The 17,452-nt window shown below is 37.3% G+C and carries 8 protein-coding genes; 4 read left to right on the forward strand and 4 right to left on the reverse strand.

Translation table 11 applies throughout. From position 1 onward, the window contains the following. Positions 1–50: 50 nt before the first annotated feature. Positions 51–638: a Pvc16 family protein gene (locus tag BUA76_RS07410; protein ID WP_072884168.1), complete on the reverse strand. Its 588-nt coding sequence runs from the start codon at positions 636–638 to the stop codon at positions 51–53. A 507-nt stretch (positions 639–1,145) separates the two neighbouring features. On the opposite strand from BUA76_RS07410, the gene BUA76_RS07415 reads away from it, so the two are divergent. The 3 genes from BUA76_RS07415 to BUA76_RS07425 all read left to right on the forward strand — a co-directional run bounded on the left by BUA76_RS07415 (position 1,146) and on the right by BUA76_RS07425 (position 3,921). Then, positions 1,146–1,466 carry a hypothetical protein gene (locus BUA76_RS07415; protein WP_072884169.1) on the forward strand — a complete coding sequence of 107 codons (321 nt, stop codon included), beginning with the start codon at positions 1,146–1,148 and terminating at the stop codon, positions 1,464–1,466. Between the two features lie 42 nt (positions 1,467–1,508). Continuing rightward, positions 1,509–2,999 (forward strand): contractile injection system tape measure protein, encoded by a 1,491-nt coding sequence (locus BUA76_RS07420; RefSeq protein WP_072884170.1) that lies wholly within the window; start codon positions 1,509–1,511, stop codon positions 2,997–2,999. A gap of 475 nt (positions 3,000–3,474) precedes the next feature. Beyond that, positions 3,475–3,921, forward strand: a complete 447-nt coding sequence (locus tag BUA76_RS07425; protein WP_072884171.1) for a hypothetical protein — start codon at positions 3,475–3,477, stop codon at positions 3,919–3,921. 68 nt (positions 3,922–3,989) lie between these two features. Here the strand turns inward: BUA76_RS07425 and BUA76_RS07430 are convergent, their stop codons facing one another. Beyond that, positions 3,990–4,304, reverse strand: a complete 315-nt coding sequence (locus BUA76_RS07430) for a hypothetical protein (protein ID WP_072884172.1) — start codon at positions 4,302–4,304, stop codon at positions 3,990–3,992. 76 nt (positions 4,305–4,380) lie between these two features. Beyond that, positions 4,381–5,817 (reverse strand): NADP-dependent isocitrate dehydrogenase, encoded by a 1,437-nt coding sequence (locus tag BUA76_RS07435; protein ID WP_072884173.1) that lies wholly within the window; start codon positions 5,815–5,817, stop codon positions 4,381–4,383. A gap of 86 nt (positions 5,818–5,903) precedes the next feature. Between BUA76_RS07435 and BUA76_RS07440 the strand changes: the two genes are divergently transcribed. Next, positions 5,904–6,821, forward strand: a complete 918-nt coding sequence (locus BUA76_RS07440) for a LysR family transcriptional regulator (RefSeq protein WP_072884174.1) — start codon at positions 5,904–5,906, stop codon at positions 6,819–6,821. 361 nt (positions 6,822–7,182) lie between these two features. Here the strand turns inward: BUA76_RS07440 and BUA76_RS07450 are convergent, their stop codons facing one another. Then, positions 7,183–17,451, reverse strand: a complete 10,269-nt coding sequence (locus BUA76_RS07450) for a SpvB/TcaC N-terminal domain-containing protein (protein WP_083573185.1) — start codon at positions 17,449–17,451, stop codon at positions 7,183–7,185. Between the last annotated feature and the right edge of the window lies 1 nt (position 17,452).

Genomic DNA, 17,452 nt, shown 5'->3' on the forward strand with positions numbered 1-17,452 from the left:
TAACACAGGCCATGCAATTTTTTAATTATAATCATTGCGGACAAACATTATTAATCGACTTTGATGCTTTTGATATTTACTTCGTCAATTAAATTAACATTCGTTTCCCCAATTGCTTCAATTTTTACCACACTTACCTTATACAATGCGGAGGGCATTACTTTTCCTCCCAGCAATCCCCAGATATAGCTCAGCTGTTCAAAAGGTATGGAATGCAGTTCAATTCTGAACCTGAAATTTTTATTCACATTGGAATCAGTATATTCCAAGACATTATTGGTTTGAAATATTTCGATAACTTTTGAGATATCCGATAAAGATTTGTCATAAGCATTACGGTTGGCGGCAACCATAAGATATAAGTTCAGATAAGCCGGCGGATTTTGCTTTTTCATATCATACAGCAAAGGATCTTCACTTACAGTAGTTCTCGTATACCATGATCTGTTTTTCAATGTTGGTTCTTCTTCAACATTCAGGAGGGTGATCACTACTTTATCATTAAGGTCCGAGGTTTCGTCCTCATGCTTTGCTATATCATCAACCACAGCAATATCACCAATTCGCGTTCCGTCTTTTAAGCCGTTCTCCGGATCATTGAGCTTATTTTTTAAAATTGTCAATACTTCTTTAATCATAATTTTTGCTCTTTATTATTACGTTGCAAACATACAATCACACTCCGTTAAAAGACAAATATTTTGAGGGGACAAACCTGTCTTTGCAGTAAATATTTTTTTAATTTTATTCTGATTTTTTTAAAAAAAATAAAAACAAATTACTAAAAATCAACATTTTAAATATTTAGACTTAAAATAAAAAATGAAATCGAGGATTATCTAAATCCAGTTACAGTGAAATTTTTTGCCTTGATTTTGGTAATTTTTTTGAACGCAGATTGCACAAAGAATTTTTTAAATATTGTTTCTTAAGTTTCACTAAGACGTTTCACTTATAAAGCTTACTAAACTTTATTTAACCGGAAGATCATTTTTGGAACCGCAGAGTACACGAAGTTTTTAAAAGAATATTGTTTTTCAAGCTTTCTTTTTTACTGCAAAGACAGAACGGAGAAGCCCCAGAATTCGAAAAATGAGATTTCTTCTTCTAATTTTGAACCCAATAATCTAAAAAACTTAAATCAAATGAATATCAGAAACATTTTTGGCAAGCGCAATGAAATCATTGGCGGCCATTTTAATGAATTGCGTGCAAAAATAGGCATGGCGAATCAGGATGAGGAAGCTGTTTTTTCTTTACGGGAAGAAATCTGCAATGCCTGTCCTTTAAAAAGCGGCAACAACTGCAATGCTATGAAATGGATGAATCCCGAAACCCTTGAAGTTGCAGATACTCCGAAAGACAATTTCGTAAGAGGCTGCGGATGCAGGCTGAGCGCAAAACAGAGATCAAAACTAAGCCTTTGCCCGGCAGGTTTCTGGGGTGGAGAATTTGACAGGAAATAAACGCGTTGAAAATTAAAACATTGCCTAATTAAATCTATCAAAGTGAATCATCATATCATTCAGAAAGTTTTTGTTGAAATTACCGTCAGCAATAAAGAAAAAGCACATCATATAAAAGATGATATCAACAGCTTTTTGTCTATTGATGTTTTTCCGGAAATAGAAAAATACATCAATGATGTTGAGGCTCAATTGTATGGTCATACACTACAGATTCCCCGGCTGAAGCTGGATCTGGATATCAAAAGCAGTTCGCTTGATGCTGAATTAAAGAATAAAATTACAGAACACTTTAAAGAGCAGCTCTCAGAAATAATCCGGTCAAGTGAAGTATCCGATGAAAAATCAGAACATCGCTCCAAACCGTATTGGGTTAATATTGAAGAAAAAAAGCTTCAAACTTTTATCTATTTTTTGGAGAATGGATGTATGCCCTGGTGGAATTCGGATAAAGAAAGTATGAATTTATTGGAAACAACAGTCTTCAAAAATCTTATGCATGCTCCGGGTTTTCAGAAGAAAATAATTTCAGTTTTGCCTAAACCACATGTACAGGAGCGGATCATTAATCAGCTTTCGGATGAACAGATTGCTCAATTATGTTTAGCTGTTTTAGAAAATAAGGATTTACAGATTAATCTGGATGTTGTAAAAAGCAGTTATTTATCAAATCTGGATCCTGCTGAAAGAACTTTTGTATGGCGCCTGGTTTTCCTTGCATTGGTAAAATATATGAACTCTTCAGAGGTCTATTTCCAGGAATATCTTTCAGAACATATTTCAAAAGAAAATCCGGAATTATTCAGAAAAAAAATAAGCCTAAAAAGCCGTAAAGCCTTAGCCCAGATCTTTCCTTTTATTAAAGAAAATAAAATGTTTGAAGCGGTTAAAAACAAGGGAAATGACAAAAACATTGAGCGTATTAACAGCTCTGAAATGATTACAAAAATCCGTAAAGATGATGAGAAGGATACCATAAAAACTCCGGGAACAACAGATCCCGAGCCTGAAAAAATTGGTAATGACGAAATTCCAGATGACGGACAATATGTGCAGAATGCAGGACTTGTCCTGATACACCCTTTCATTAAAACTTTTTTTGAGCATTGTGATCTGCTGAATAAAGAAACCCAGCAGCTCACAGATCCCGAAATGTGCGTACACTTGCTCCATTATATTGCTACCGGAAATACCAACGCTCCTGAATACGAAATGATATTTGAAAAATTCTTATGCAATATACCGGTGCATCAAAGTATCAGCAGACATATCAAACTTTCCAGGAAGCATAAAAGTCAGGCTAAAAATGTTATTGAAAGTGTACTTCACAACTGGAGTCCGATGAAAAAATCATCTCCGGCGTTATTACAAAATGAGTTTTTTCAACGGCCGGGCAAGCTTATCGTTAGCAACCATGATTATAACCTTACGGTTGAACGAAAAACTCAGGACATTTTGCTGGACAGGCTTAGCTGGGGAATTGGTTTTGTAAAATTACCCTGGAAGGAAAAATTCTTGTTGGTGAATTGGTAATTTATGTGTTTAAGAAGCTTTGCCGCTTTTACGGTTAAAATCTCCCACGGATCGCACGGATCTTCACAGAGAAAATAAATCATGAGTCACAGAGAATTTTTGATAATCTTGGACATATTTTTAGAACATATTAGAAAAAATCAAAGATTTTTCAACTTTTGCATGCTTTTTTTAACATCAACCATTTAACACCTTTAAACAGCATGAATATCTTTTGTCGATTTTGTGGTTAAAACTTAAACCACCGATTGACGCAATTTCTCAGAGGTACATATTAAAAAATCAAAGATTTTTTAAAACTTATATATTTTAAAATAATCGTAAAGCTTTATTCTTTAATCTGATGTGACTTATGTGTTCAAAAATTTGACCTTTTGTGGTTATATCTAAATTGGCTGAATAAAACTTTTTTATATAAAACAGAATAGATTAAAAGAAAATAGCGAATATTCCGTTTAATTCTTAAATTAGTCTCATGAAAAGGAATCTTTATCTCATCATCATATCATGTTCTCTTGTCAGCTGCTATACTTATCAGGTAAAAAAACAACCTGATCCGCTGGCAGAAAGTAAAGATGCGTCTAAAAATAACGGAAAGCAGGGAAACATAGCTCCTCAGAATATGAACGCCCAACAACCGGCACCTCCGGCGCCTGTAAATGTTCAGGAGAAACTGGCCGCCGGTAAAAATGTGAAAATAGATGTTGACGGCAAAAAATACAAAGTAATTGTGGACAAATGGGAAAGAGACAGCCTGGTCGCACATCCTGTTCACAATGCAAAAAAGACACTGAAGTTCCATAAGAATCAGATCAATGCAGAAAAAATTGCAGAGAAACGCTTTTCACAACCGATTGCGGATATTATAACCGTGGTAGCTTATGCGGGAATCGGGGTTGCGATTTATTCTCTTTTGCAGTAATGCAAATATAATAGCAACACAGACCCATTAAAAATGGGCCTGTGTTGTTTTTAAGGCTTATTTAAAAATTATGTTTTTTCGCAGAATGATATCGAGATCTCTGCATTGATACGAATCTTTCGGTTTTTGGCTTTACCTGCATCAATTAATTCTTCAATTTTTGCTTTGTCGTTTTTTAATTTCGGAATCCGTTTCTGAGAATTTTCATCATCGACTCCAAATCTTTCCAAAGAACGCCAGTTGTTTAAATTGTGGTAATTTATTTTGAAACTGTAAATCTTGGAAAGTATTTCTTTAGCATCTTCAGGAGAGAATACGCCCTTGATCAGAAAAAATGTATTGTCTGTTTTGACATTTGTATTTTTAATCGTATTTGTTTTCATCTTATTTAAAATTGAAATTGTAATAAAAATTTTTAAAATCAACAATAAAATCTTCAATTATCTGAGATGTTTTATATTATTGCCCCTGCGCCAGAGAATAGGCTACTTTGCCGTCAAAAGAATATAGATTTTCGGTTTTTATGACATCAATATCTTCCTCTATAGCTCTGGTGAGTAACGTGGCAATATCAATTTTACTGATTTCCAGGCTTTGCTGAGGCCTGAATCTGCAGCGCCAGTGATCCGTACAGAAAGTCTCTTTGAAACCATCCGGCCAGACTTTGATTCCCCTGTTAGTAATCACATTAAGTTTTATGCCTCCTGTTTCCAGGCGCTGTAATTTACCGGCCAGCTCATTGGCATCCGTACCGTTCCAGTGTACAAAAAGATCCACTCCGTCAAGTACCTTTTTAGCTGTGGCTCTGCGTCTGTACTTCGGAAGGTTGAGGGTATAATTATTCAGGTGCTGAACGGATTTTAACACTGAAGGTTTTTTGCCAAGATTAAGCACAACTGCTTGTGCAAACTCCTGTGTTCCTACTTTTTTTGTACTTATGCCTTCTTTAAATATATCAGCGGTATGTATTCCGTCTTCCAATGTTTTCAGCCATGCATTATGTACTTTTTCTGCCACCTGGTTTTGTCCGATGTGATTCAGCATCATAATCGCCGCCTGAATAAGTCCGGAAGGATTCGCTACATCTTGTCCGGCTATAGCAGGAGCAGAGCCGTGAATTGCTTCAAACATGGCACATTCTTCTCCTATATTTGCTGAGCCTGCAAGACCGACTGAGCCTGTAAGCTGTGCTGCAATATCACTTAAAACATCACCATACAGATTAGGCATTACCACCACATCAAACAGTTCCGGTGTATCTGCCATTTTTGCTGCACCGATGTCGATGATCCAGTGTTCGTTTTCTATTTCCGGATATTCAGCGGCAATTTCGTTGAAAACCTGGTGGAATAATCCGTCGGTCTGCTTCATGATATTATCTTTGGTGAAGCATGTTACTTTTTTTCTGTTCTGCTGTTTGGCATATTCAAAAGCATAACGGATGATTTTTTCGCATCCCGGCCTGCTTATCAGTTTTAAACATTGCACTACTTCATCCGTCTGCTGATGCTCAATTCCTGCATACAAATCTTCTTCGTTCTCTCTTACGATCACAATATCCATTACGGGATGTTTGGTTTGTATAAAAGGATAAAAGCTTGCACAAGGCCTTACATTGGCATACAAGCCCAGAAATTTTCTGGTGCTGACGTTAAGGCTCTTGTATCCGCCACCCTGAGGAGTTGTGATGGGTGCTTTCAGGAATATTTTATTACGCCTGATTATTTCCCAGGATTGATCGCTGATACCGGATGTATGTCCTGATAAATACACTTTTTCCCCAATTTCGATTTCGTCAATTTCAATTCTCGCGCCTGCTGCTAAAATAATCTTCAGCGTGGCGTTCATAATTTCCGGACCGATACCGTCACCTTTGGCTACTGTAATTGTTGTCATAATAATTTTTTTTTACATGACAAAGTTGTAGATTTTAATTCATTTATTTTTATTTATATTTGTAATCAATACCATAAAATTATTTTATGAATTATACGCTTAATCAGCTTCAGATTTTTTTAAAAGTTGTACAAACAGGAAGCGTAACCAAAGCGGCGGAAGCTTTATTTCTTACACAGCCTGCAGTATCTATCCAGCTGAAAAACTTCCAGGATCAGTTTAATATTCCTTTAACGGAAGTGGTCGGGAGAAAACTTTATGTAACCGAATTCGGTAAAGAGATTGCGCAGGCGGCGGAAGAAATTGTGAACCAGATTCATTCCATCAACTATAAAACGTTGGCATATCAGGGACAGGTAACCGGAAGGCTGAAAATTTCCGTGGTTTCCACCGGGAAATATGTAATGCCTTATTTTCTCTCGGGATTTATCCGTCAACACCCCGGAGTTGAACTGGTAATGGATGTTACGAATAAGGAAAAAGTGATTGAAAGCCTGGAAAATAATGAAGTGGATTTTGCGCTTGTATCCATATTGCCGAGCGCATTAAATATTGAACGAATGGACTTGCTTCAGAATAAACTCTATCTTGTTGGCAATTCCCAAAACAGCGAGCAAAACATCGCGCTGGAAGATTTTGAGAAGATTCCTTTAATTTTCAGGGAGAAAGGATCCGGAACACGAACAACTATGGAAGGCTTTATCAAGCATAAAAACATCTCTGTTTTAAAAAAAATGGAACTCACATCCAACGAGGCCGTAAAACAGGCATTACTGGCAGGATTGGGATATTCTATCATGCCGCTTATCGGTATCAGAAATGAACTGTACAATCAGGAGCTGAAAATTATTCCCATCAAGGGACTTCCCATAAAGACCATGTGGAGTCTGATCTGGATGCGTGGTAAAAAACATTCCCCGGTTTCTGAACTGTATTTACAGTATCTTCAAAAAGCCAAGGCAGAGATTATTGAGGAAAGGTTTAGCTGGTGTGAGCAGTATTAGGGATGTTTGCAGTTTCTTGAATAAATATAAATCGGGCTGCCCTGAGGGCAGCCCGATTTTGAATGTTGAAGTTTTGTCCTTTTCAAACAACCGTTTAATAATTAAATACATTAACAGATTGTTTTTATGTTTTAGTTTTTTATAGATTTCTTTATTTCTTTAAAAAGATAAACTGTGTAATAAACAAAAACTATGAAAAGTAATATTACAATTGAAGCATGTATATAAAAGTCAATTTTTAGAGTTTCGCCTTCGGGATAATTAAAATCGACAATAATAAAATATCCACACATAAATATAAATACAATTAAAAGAAAAATCCAAAATATAATCAAAAATATGATTTTTAAAATGTTCATACTTATTTTAATTTTTTAATTCTTTGCCATACTGTAGGATCATCTATTTGAGCTCTATGTCTGTATAAAAATCCTTTAGAACTTTTTTCTCTAAGTTTATAATCAGCATTCATTATACTTCCTGAACTTGCTCCGGGAAGACCAATCACTGGGTCATTACTTACCTGAATATCAAAAGTAGTTGTAAAGTCGAAGTCTCCATTACTGAATTCTATTGAATTAGCATCAATATTTCTAGCCTGAAAAGCACTAAAATGATAAATCTCTTTGACATTCCAGCCATCTCCTTTAAAATAACCAGCCATTCCTTCTCCAAAGGCTCCTCCCATACTATGAGTAACAAAAATTAATTCTGACTTTTCTTTATCTAAACCTTTAGTAAGAACATCTTTATTTTCTCTAGCGTATGATTCTCCTTGAAAAAATCTATCCTTAGCACTAGAATAAACACTAAACTTGACATTTGTAAATGATGCTGAAGATGCTCCAGTATGTTTTTGTGCTGCACTTACAAATGAGTTACTCCAATATTCTTTACCTCCTTTTGGTGATCCACCTCCTAACAATCCATGTGTAAAGATAATTCTTTTTTCCGTTGTGTCTACTTGTTTCCCATTCGGATCCAAATAACGAATAGGATTTTGATAAGTATAAGAATAGGGATTTAAATTTCCTAAGTAAAATACGCCTTTATTATGTTGTCCATCTCCATAGAACTGTGTTTCCATTACAGGATTGAAAATTGCCAAAGGATCAACACCGTACCAAACACTCACTCTTGGGTTATAATATCTCGCACCGTAATAGTAGAGTCCCGTTTCTGAATCTAATTCTTTCGCATTAAATTTATATGGATTATCATATACGCCAGACTGCTGCTCCATCATCGTTTCTCCGAATGGCAAATTCAGGAAAAATTGTGTTGTTTCAGAGTTATCATCCGTAACAAAGCTTGCTGTTCCCAAATGATCGGTGTGGAGATAATACAATCCCGGCTGTCCACCCATTCCCGGAGGCGCTTTTGCTGTTCCGAGTTCGGACGAAACTACCCCGTCAATCTGCATCTTTTCCAGATAGGTTCTGAAATCTTTTGCAGGATCAATTTCCTTCGCGTCTTTATTCGGAGCCTTTATGGTTGTTGGAATAAAGATATCGTTATGAGGTTCGATGCGGCTTGCAAAACGGGTTGTCCCTTCAAAATAGTTTTTGGTATACTGCCCGTCAGAAGTCACCACCACATAAGGATTTGGATACAACTTGTAATGATCAATGCTTATACTTCCCGGATCTACCAAAGCTCCGTTCTGATACAATTGCGATCCGCCGGTCAGGCTGTACTTGATCGTTCTTTCTCCTTTATCATCATACATATAGTATTGGCTAAGACCACTTTCTACATCTAATAGTGCTTTCAAACGGTCCTGTTCATCCCATGACATTTCATGTATTCTGTATTCATCTTTATGCATGATGATATTTCCATTACTGTCATACTTAAAGTCCTGAGTATTGCCGAAATAACTGTCTCCGATCTTTTGGATCTTGTGAGTCCCGTCAATATACTTATATTGATTGTGGTATGTATTCCTTTGGTTTACTACCTGGTCTACCGAATGTTCCTGGTTCTTTTCCAGAATACCTCCGGCATCATTATATTCCATTATAAGTTTGAATCCTGAATTACTTTGGGAATACGGTGAAGTACCTGGTGTAATTGGGTTTCCTGCCTTATCGACCAATCTGGAACTTCCTTCTGTTCCAATAAGCCTGTTTAAGGTATCATAATTATAATTGAATACATATTGGCCTCCCATTCCGTTTGGCGAAACGTCTGAGTGGTTTTCCAGTTTAGCAATATTACCTCTGTAGTCATATCGATAGCTGTTTGATAAGAAACCAATTCCCGATGCATTTGCAAGAGAAGAAAAATTTAGCCTTCTATTGCTTGGCACATACCCAAATCTGTTAACTACTCCATTTCCATACGTCACTCTTGTTCTCTGTTCATACAAATCATAGGTGATTTCTTTAATATAATCCTGATAATCGTTTTTGACAGATTTTAAGTTACCGCCTAAATCATACCCGTAGTATACATTCTCACCATCCGGATACGTAATTTGCTTAACACGGTTCCAGCTGTCATACGTAAAGAAGGTCTGGAAGTTCATCGTTGGGATATTATACCCGAAAACAGTTCGGTTTTCAGAAACAATTTCACCCATTTTACCGTAAGTATAAACAGTGTATCCCGTTCCATCACTCTTGGTATACATTCTTCCAGAGTTATTTCCATAGCCCGAATTTAAATATCCATAATGGACGTTATTTGGATTAACAGAACCGTCCGGAAGATTTGGCAACTCTATATCCGTCAACCTGTTGTGATCATATACATAGTGAATATAATGCGTACTGATATTAGGATCATTCGAAAGGTTAGGCGTTGAAAATATGATAAGATTACCTGCGGGATCATATTGATATTCGGTTTGCCCTTTATCCGGGTGATTCATTCCTATTCTTCTCCCTGCCATATCATAATCGTAATTTGTAGAGATATCTTGCGGATCTGTTACTGTTACAAGTTCCCCAGAAGGACTATACTTGTATGATGTAGTAAGTGGAACATTACCCAAATAGTCTATTTTTTCGACAATTTGTCCTTCAGGATTTGTAAAAGTCTCAGACTTCATGGTATCAAACTCTTCTATCGTTCTGAATAGGCTTCCATAAATCTGATAGTTTGTATATTTAACCTGATTATCTTCATCAATTAACTGAGTTACTCTATCCTGATTATCATAAACACTCGTAGAAGAATACATTGCCAATGATAAATTGATATTGTTGTTGGTAGAACTGATGTTTTCCACAACAGGCTGGTATTGTCTGATCGTTCTTCCGAATTTGTCAAATATTGGTCGACCTGACACTGACCTTTTTTCTACTCCATCGATTTCTACATCTTTTTTCACCTGAATAACCCTTCCCAGCATATCTGCATAGGTTTCCGTTTTAATAGGATTGGTTGGTGTTTCAGCCACATAATGAGAAGTAGACGCTCTGAAAATTTTGACATTCGTATTGGTATTCGGGATTCCGAAATTTTCGTAATAATAATTGTAATTAATCGTCACATGATTTGAGCCATAATCATTCGGGCTCGTTACACTGATCACTCTTCCACAGCCATCATAACCATAAGTCATTGTATTGCCTGTCATATCAATATTCTTCTTGACAACATCAAACTGTGGAATGTATTCCGCAATGGATGTCAATCCAAAGTTATTGGTAACGCTTGTTACATATTTTGCTGTTGCATTGTAGTCATACTGATAATTTAAAGTGTATCGTTGTCCAAATTCATTGGGAGGGTATTGTACACTCAAGATATTTCCGTAAGAATCATACGTATAATCTGTCTGAATGTCATTAGATCCGTCAAAAACAGAAACCGTACCTATCTTACCCGTATTAGCATTGATGTTTGAAGTCTTTCTTTGTCTTAATAAAATGGAATTTCCTGTTCCTTCATAAACTAAAATTTCTTTAGGGACTTTTATAATATTATTGTTCAGTCCACCCCAATAATCTATTACAGAATTATATGTTCTTGTTGGGCTGGTATACTGAAACTTCTTAAGATGACCTTTTGTACTGTAGAAGATTTCTTCAGTAGTCTGAATGCTTCCTCCTGTTTCGTACGCTATTTTGTCTTTTTTAGCAAGAAGTACAGTTGCCATTCTTCTACCCTCTTTTCCGCCTGTATCGTAAGCGCTTGGATTTAATATCGCATTATTGATATCAATTTCTGAAACACCATTAATAAACTTGTAAAGCTTGTACGTATTCAGGTTTTCAGAAAGTAAATTGCCTGATCCATCAAACCTCTGGCTGCTTTTCAATAATCCATTGAAGAAATAACTGGTGTTATAATAGGTATCGACTGTTTTTCGGTACACATTATTAGCATCAAGCATCTCTTCGGTAGTTACCGTTTCAAACCCGAAATTATCTCTTTCACGTCTGTCGTATCTGGAATTCTCAAAGGTATACCTTGTCACCATGTCTTTAGATGCATCTGAGTTGGTATAGTTGGTGTCAAAGACATCAGGGTTCAGTATTTTTACCTCTTTTACTACCAACTTAGCGTGTGGATCCTGATAACCAGGAGCTGTAAACTGATAATCTACGGTGTATTTTCCCTGTGTAATTTTGCTGGTTACCTGTTTCAGCTTGTTGGTTCTTCCAATTCTTGAATAGTTTACCGTGAAAGCATTTCCGCCATTATCCATTACCAGATCGGCATAACCGTCACCATTCATATCCTTGAAGATCTTTTTCACCTCGGAAACATTGATCCCGAAATTGGCATTGGCCCCCGCTCCTGCTTTGATGTACAAGATGAGGATCGGGAGAATCGGGACAATGGTAATCGGTCCGATATTTACCATCAGATTCCCTCCGAAAGACAATGACCCGTTGTAAGACTGGTTCTCTTCTGTAAAGTCTATGGCAGAATTCGATCTTAACAAAGGTCTCGCAATATCAAATTTATTTCCTAAGTTATAACGTACTGCAGTCGTTTTATTCGTACTGTTGATTTCCAGGATATCGATAAGTCCGTCGCCGTTGATATCTTCATACAATACATCGGAAGATCCTTTCGACGCAGATGCTCCCGCACTTGCACTGATCCCGAATCCAAAACTTGACAAAGATTGCAGATTGGCAGAAAGCCCTCCTCCAATGGATACATTGACTCCACCTATAGGGTGAGATCTATAAGAAATAAGATTTTCGAATTTATCATTTCCGGAGAAATTTTTGCCTAAGTTCAAACTGTAAGTTATCCCGGAAGTTCCTCCGTTCCTTACTCTGTCCGGTAATCCGTCCCCGTTGATATCCAGATAATATTCTTTAGCGTAATCCGTAGAATTAAAATATTTATTCACTCCGGCACTTACTGAAATCCCTGCAGACCATGTCAATGACATATCCGGTTTTGCAGATGATGTTGATGGCCCGAAAGCATCTATTCTTCCTCCTACAGAATAGGCATTATACGAGAACCCTACTGAATTCATTTCCTGTAAGCTGAAAGAATCTGTAGGATATCCGAAAACAGGGTTGCTTTCCGTATCTTTCAGTCCTCCCGTACTGTTGGTCATCTGTCTTGATTCCGCATACACCATATCCGGGTATCCGTCACCATTCATATCCATAAAATCCTGCGTAACCACACTTCCCGGATAAAGAAGTTCTGTAATTGAGTTGGCAGAATTTGTATTGATTTGTGAAATAGCAACTCCATCCGTAGTGTTTCTTGATGTACTGCGTGTTTTTTTATCAATCGCTTTCATTGTAGTATCCACAGAAATCTGTGCTGACCCCATTGATTGAATTGGCGCAGGTGAAGGATCCGGATTAGGATTATTAAAATAAGCAGGCTGTGTATCATCATCTTTAAAAGATGTTTTGCTGGCAAACTGGTTGGGTCCCGTACCGACCCATTTGTAACTAAAACTGTTCCTCTGTCTTGTCACAGATGGCTTCAATGGGGAAACAACTACTGCCGTTGCATTTCCGTTGCTTGGGTTCTGCATGTTGTTCGCAATACACTCTGCTAAAAGCTGCTGTTGATTCTGATTCGGATACAGCTGTGAACAAGTGCTGTATAAAGGCTGCAAAGGCGGATTATCCGACAATGCTTCCGGAGTAATCATAGCGCCGTAGTTATCTGTTGTTCCCTGGATGGCAGGATAAGCCTGATCCTGATTGTATAAAAACTGCCCCCAGTTGTTGAAAAATTTAACTTTAGAGCTATACATCGCCGAGTTGATCGATGTATGCGGCGTATCAGTAATTAAAATATCATTATCATAATAGATATTAAACGGTTTATTCTGGAAATAAGCCGAATATTTCTTATACAATGCATATTCAGCATCGGTATTACAATATACCTGAATCGTAATCAACCATGGCTTTAAAAGAGTACCTGTTGTAGATCCAGTGTAGAACGTTGCCGGAGAAATTCCGGAAACAGGCTGATTGAGAATCATATCCTGCTCTTCTACAGAATTGTTGGTATTGTCTACAATAACCTTTCTTTTGGCAACTGTTGTATTTCCTCTTTTAATAATATAGTAGAAAGAACCAACGCCTAATGTTGAAAAATTAGTAATATTCTTTTTGATCTGTGCCTTATAATCATGAGATCCGGAAAGACTAATAAAATTTTTTACATTGAATTTTTCAGAAAACTGAGTAATTACATAAGACGGATATTGCGGTACCGTATTAAAATCTACAAATGTTATAGCATTCGGATTTGTTGGTGTAGGCGTATTTGCTGTATAAGTAACCCCAATTTTTCCCTGCCAGTTGCTGGTAAGGGATGCAACATGGGAATCTGATTCTACCACAAATCTCAGATAGACCGGTTCTCCGGGGTTTACCGTAACAAATTGTGAAACGGCATTGGTTGCAAATGCAACATCGCTTTGAGGGCGGGTTTCAGAATAAATTTCCTGCGTGGTATTGGCATTAATATTATCCTTGTAGATCTTGAATTTAAAATCACTTACAGAATACGCAAAACTTACTGGAGCTACAGCAATTTCAGCAGTACCTGGCGTGTCCAGATAAATCGGTGCCATTTCATTGTTTAAGAAGAAATTATCAGAATAGCTCCCATTGTTCACATAAAAAAGATCTTGAGCATGCTCAAAAGTATTAATAATCTCATTTCCGTTTGCATCAACATAAGTGATCTTTGGATTAGAATTGATCTCTGCATTGAAATCCTTATTCTTATGAAGCCTTATATATACTTTTTCGCCACTTTTTACATACAGACGATTGGTATTGTTGATTCCAAAGTGATCCACATTGTTAGGCAGCATGCCCTGGATCTGGGAATAGTAATCATTATACCTTTCAATACTAACCGTTGCAGTAGATGGACCATTGGAATCAAGCTCCGTCATATAAATTCTACCATGTTTTGTTACACCTGTAACAATGGGATTAAGAATTTCAACAGAGTATAATGTTTTAAAACTTGGATTTGTAGTTCCTACAAAATAAGGTCCTATACTGATATTATCCGTAAATCTAATATATCCGTCTTTAGGCGCCACCCACACTTTTACCACATCCACAACAGGGGTCATAGGCTCCTGTAAAGGCGGATCGGTCTTTGGATTAAACGGAGGATCAATGGCTTTCGCCTTTACGATCATGTTTTCCGTGTACTCACTGTGCTTGGTCATTTCCGGTTTACCTGTCGACATATTAAACTTGTTAAACCAAACTTCGCCATTGTGAACAATATCCATCAAACCATCGGAATTCCCGTCTGTAAGGTAAGTAGATGTTGTGCTTGAAGCTTTTGAAGTAATCATACTTCTGCTCTTAATGAATAGCCCCATGTCCCATCCGGAACTGCTGGTTTTACTTTTTGTAAGAGAGAAATTGCTGTTGAAGTTCAATAATTCTGTTGGCTGTCCAAAAGATAATGCGCCATTGGAAAGTGACCCCTGGCTGAAATACAGTCCGGAGCTGTTCTTATAGATCATATCCTGGATTCCGTCGCCATTGAAGTCAATCAGCTGCTGCATGGTTTTAGCTTCCGTATCTGAAAATCCGAAAGGAAGACCGAACATGATGTGTCCGTAAGCATCATTGGAAGGATAATATAAATTTAATCCTGCCGCAGCCCTGAAATTGAATCCTGTTTCCGTTGCGCTGTTTCCACTAATTCTTGAAGGGGTTAACAGTCCCTGAACCAAGCCACCAAAAACATTGATTGAATTGTTAACAGGTACGGTTACGTTTCCTCCGAAAATGGAGCCATCCGCCACATCATCATAATACTGGAAGTCATAGTCTCCTAAAAGACTGTATTTACCCGGAGAATCTCCGCCGTCAAGATACAATCTTTTCAGCCTGGTTTTAGAAAACTGCCCGGTTTCGTATTCCATACCATAAGTACGGATGAGCTGTCCCTGATAATTTACGGTAATAGTTCTTAAAAGGTAAGGCTCTACTCTTTTTACACCCTGCTTTGCATTGATGTTCAGATCGGTTCTGCTAAGTCCCGTTTCCGCATTAAAATTAACGGTATAATCACCATTCTTTCCATAAGAGATCTGTCTGATGTGAAAATAGATCCCCCCATTCATGTTACTGTTATTATTATTGGTTCCGAAATTTACCTGAGAATAATAATAGGTGAAATTCATAGAATTCCCATGAACATCTTCAATTCTTCTCAACGCCCAATGTACAATCTGATTGGCAGAATTCTTAATCACGAACTGATCTCCACCTCCGTAATAACTCTTTGTACCATCTGTTGACGTAACTTTCCATGAGTAATTGGTAGGATTATCCCCTATTCTTTCTATGATGGAAAAATCATGGTTTTTTCTTAAATAAAACTTCTTTACACCTGTAGTTCCCGGCGTTGCATATGAAGTTCTCGGCTGTTTATCTGTTGTAAAAGCAGTGTTGGTCTCACTTACATCATTATGTCTGTGAGGAAGATAATTGTTAGGATATACCAACATTTCTCCATCCATTGAGTACAGTTCGGTTTCTGTAGCGCCGTCAAACTGCGGAGATCCCCATCTAGTATCAATACTGATGGCAGAAAGCCCCTGTACATCCCATCCTTCACCCATCCAGCCATTACCGCCTCCACTGCTGTAGCCAATCGATAAAGAAGGCTGCAGACCGCCTAATCCTGATGGTACCGTGATCGGATAATTCATATTGGCATCTCCTTTCTGATTGGCAGTAGGAGGACTCATCAGCTGAATAGCAGCCATAGGATCTCCTGCCTTTAACCCACTGATACTTGTTGGTGTAAAAGCGTTCAGCTGTGGAGACTCCGGAGTGGAAATAACCCCGTTGATATAATCCGTATCACCATCTCCCTCTACGGTAACCGTTTTGGTTTTGGTATCTACCACTGCAGACATGTCCATCGCCCATTGCTTTTTAGCATAATCGAAATGGAAAATCTTGATATCTTTCGGCGAGATAAGTCCTAAACGTTTTTCGTCATAAGGAATGGTAATTTTTATTTTTTTGTTTAATTTCCCTGAGATTAAAGATATTCTATATGCGGAATTATTTACCGTAACATTTTTCAATCCCTGCGAGGTTGATGGAAAATCTTTAGCTCTCAGTTTTAAAACTTCAAAATAAGCTGATTCCGAAGTTTCTTTTTCAATTTTAATATTGATTCCCTCATAATCTACACTAAATTCCTGATCTTTTGATACAGAAATTCCTTTGGCATTATAATAGGAATTGTTTATGGTTCTGAAAGATGTAGTCTCTGCAGGAATTTTATAACTTCCGGTAGTTCCGTTTGCCGTAATTAAAAAACTTCCTTTTGCTTTATCAGCTTCCGTTAACTGTATTACTTTTTCAAATTCTCCGTTTTTAACGGAAACAGATTCATTGTTAATTGTAGCAGATGCTCCGGTAATATTATTTCCTTTTACGTATAATTGATCTCCGGAAAGAACAGAGCTTACGACCACATGGTCATAAGATTTCTTTTCTTTATCGAAAACAATTTTCAGATTTTTAATTTTATATTTCACTCCGTCAGACGGCGAAGTAAATAAAATCGTATTCTGTCCGTTTTTAATAAGCGCAGCACTCAGCACTTCTCTCTGGTGACTCCATTTGGCACTTGGCACAACAATAGCTCCTCCAATGGCTACGTTATTATTAATTGATCTTGATACAGATTGATGAGAAGCAAGTCCGAAAAGATCATATTCCAGATAAGCAATCACACTTTTGTTGTTTCCTGCAGGAACATCAATGGTGAAAAAGTTATCTGAAATACGGTCTTCCTCTTCTTCAGAAAAAGTACCGATGGTTCCTTCTTTTTCTTTTGAGGGATAAGAAGCAACATCAGCCGAAACATTATTCATTTCGGATAATTCAGCATCTCTTGTCCCTGTAGTGAAAGGATTGTTTTTTGATAAAATATCCGGAGAAGATTTCTTCTCAAGATTTGCGGCTAAAGATTTTCCCGAAGATTTCTCACGGGAAGCTTCTTTGAGTGAATCGACCTCTTTTTTATCGGTCAGCTTACTCATCAAATCTTTTTTAAACGCCCGAACCTTCTGCCTGTCTTCCCTTGTAAAGCTTGCAAAAACAAACATACAAGCGAAAAAGAACACCAGAAGGCATGACTTCTTCGTAAGAGGAAGCCGTTTCATGTCTATTTTCATG

Source organism: Chryseobacterium takakiae, assembly GCF_900129385.1.
Lineage (GTDB): Bacteria > Bacteroidota > Bacteroidia > Flavobacteriales > Weeksellaceae > Chryseobacterium > Chryseobacterium takakiae.

Excerpts from the sequence above, each read along its gene's own strand:
- BUA76_RS07430 (WP_072884172.1), bottom strand. The coding sequence starts at position 4,304 with ATGAAAACAAATACGATTAAAAATACAAATGTCAAAACAGACAATACA.
- BUA76_RS07410 (WP_072884168.1), bottom strand. The coding sequence starts at position 638 with ATGATTAAAGAAGTATTGACAATTTTAAAAAATAAGCTCAATGATCCG.
- BUA76_RS07440 (WP_072884174.1), top strand. The coding sequence starts at position 5,904 with ATGAATTATACGCTTAATCAGCTTCAGATTTTTTTAAAAGTTGTACAA.
- BUA76_RS07415 (WP_072884169.1), top strand. The coding sequence starts at position 1,146 with ATGAATATCAGAAACATTTTTGGCAAGCGCAATGAAATCATTGGCGGC.
- BUA76_RS07425 (WP_072884171.1), top strand. The coding sequence starts at position 3,475 with ATGAAAAGGAATCTTTATCTCATCATCATATCATGTTCTCTTGTCAGC.
- BUA76_RS07450 (WP_083573185.1), bottom strand. The coding sequence starts at position 17,451 with ATGAAAATAGACATGAAACGGCTTCCTCTTACGAAGAAGTCATGCCTT.
- BUA76_RS07435 (WP_072884173.1), bottom strand. The coding sequence starts at position 5,817 with ATGACAACAATTACAGTAGCCAAAGGTGACGGTATCGGTCCGGAAATT.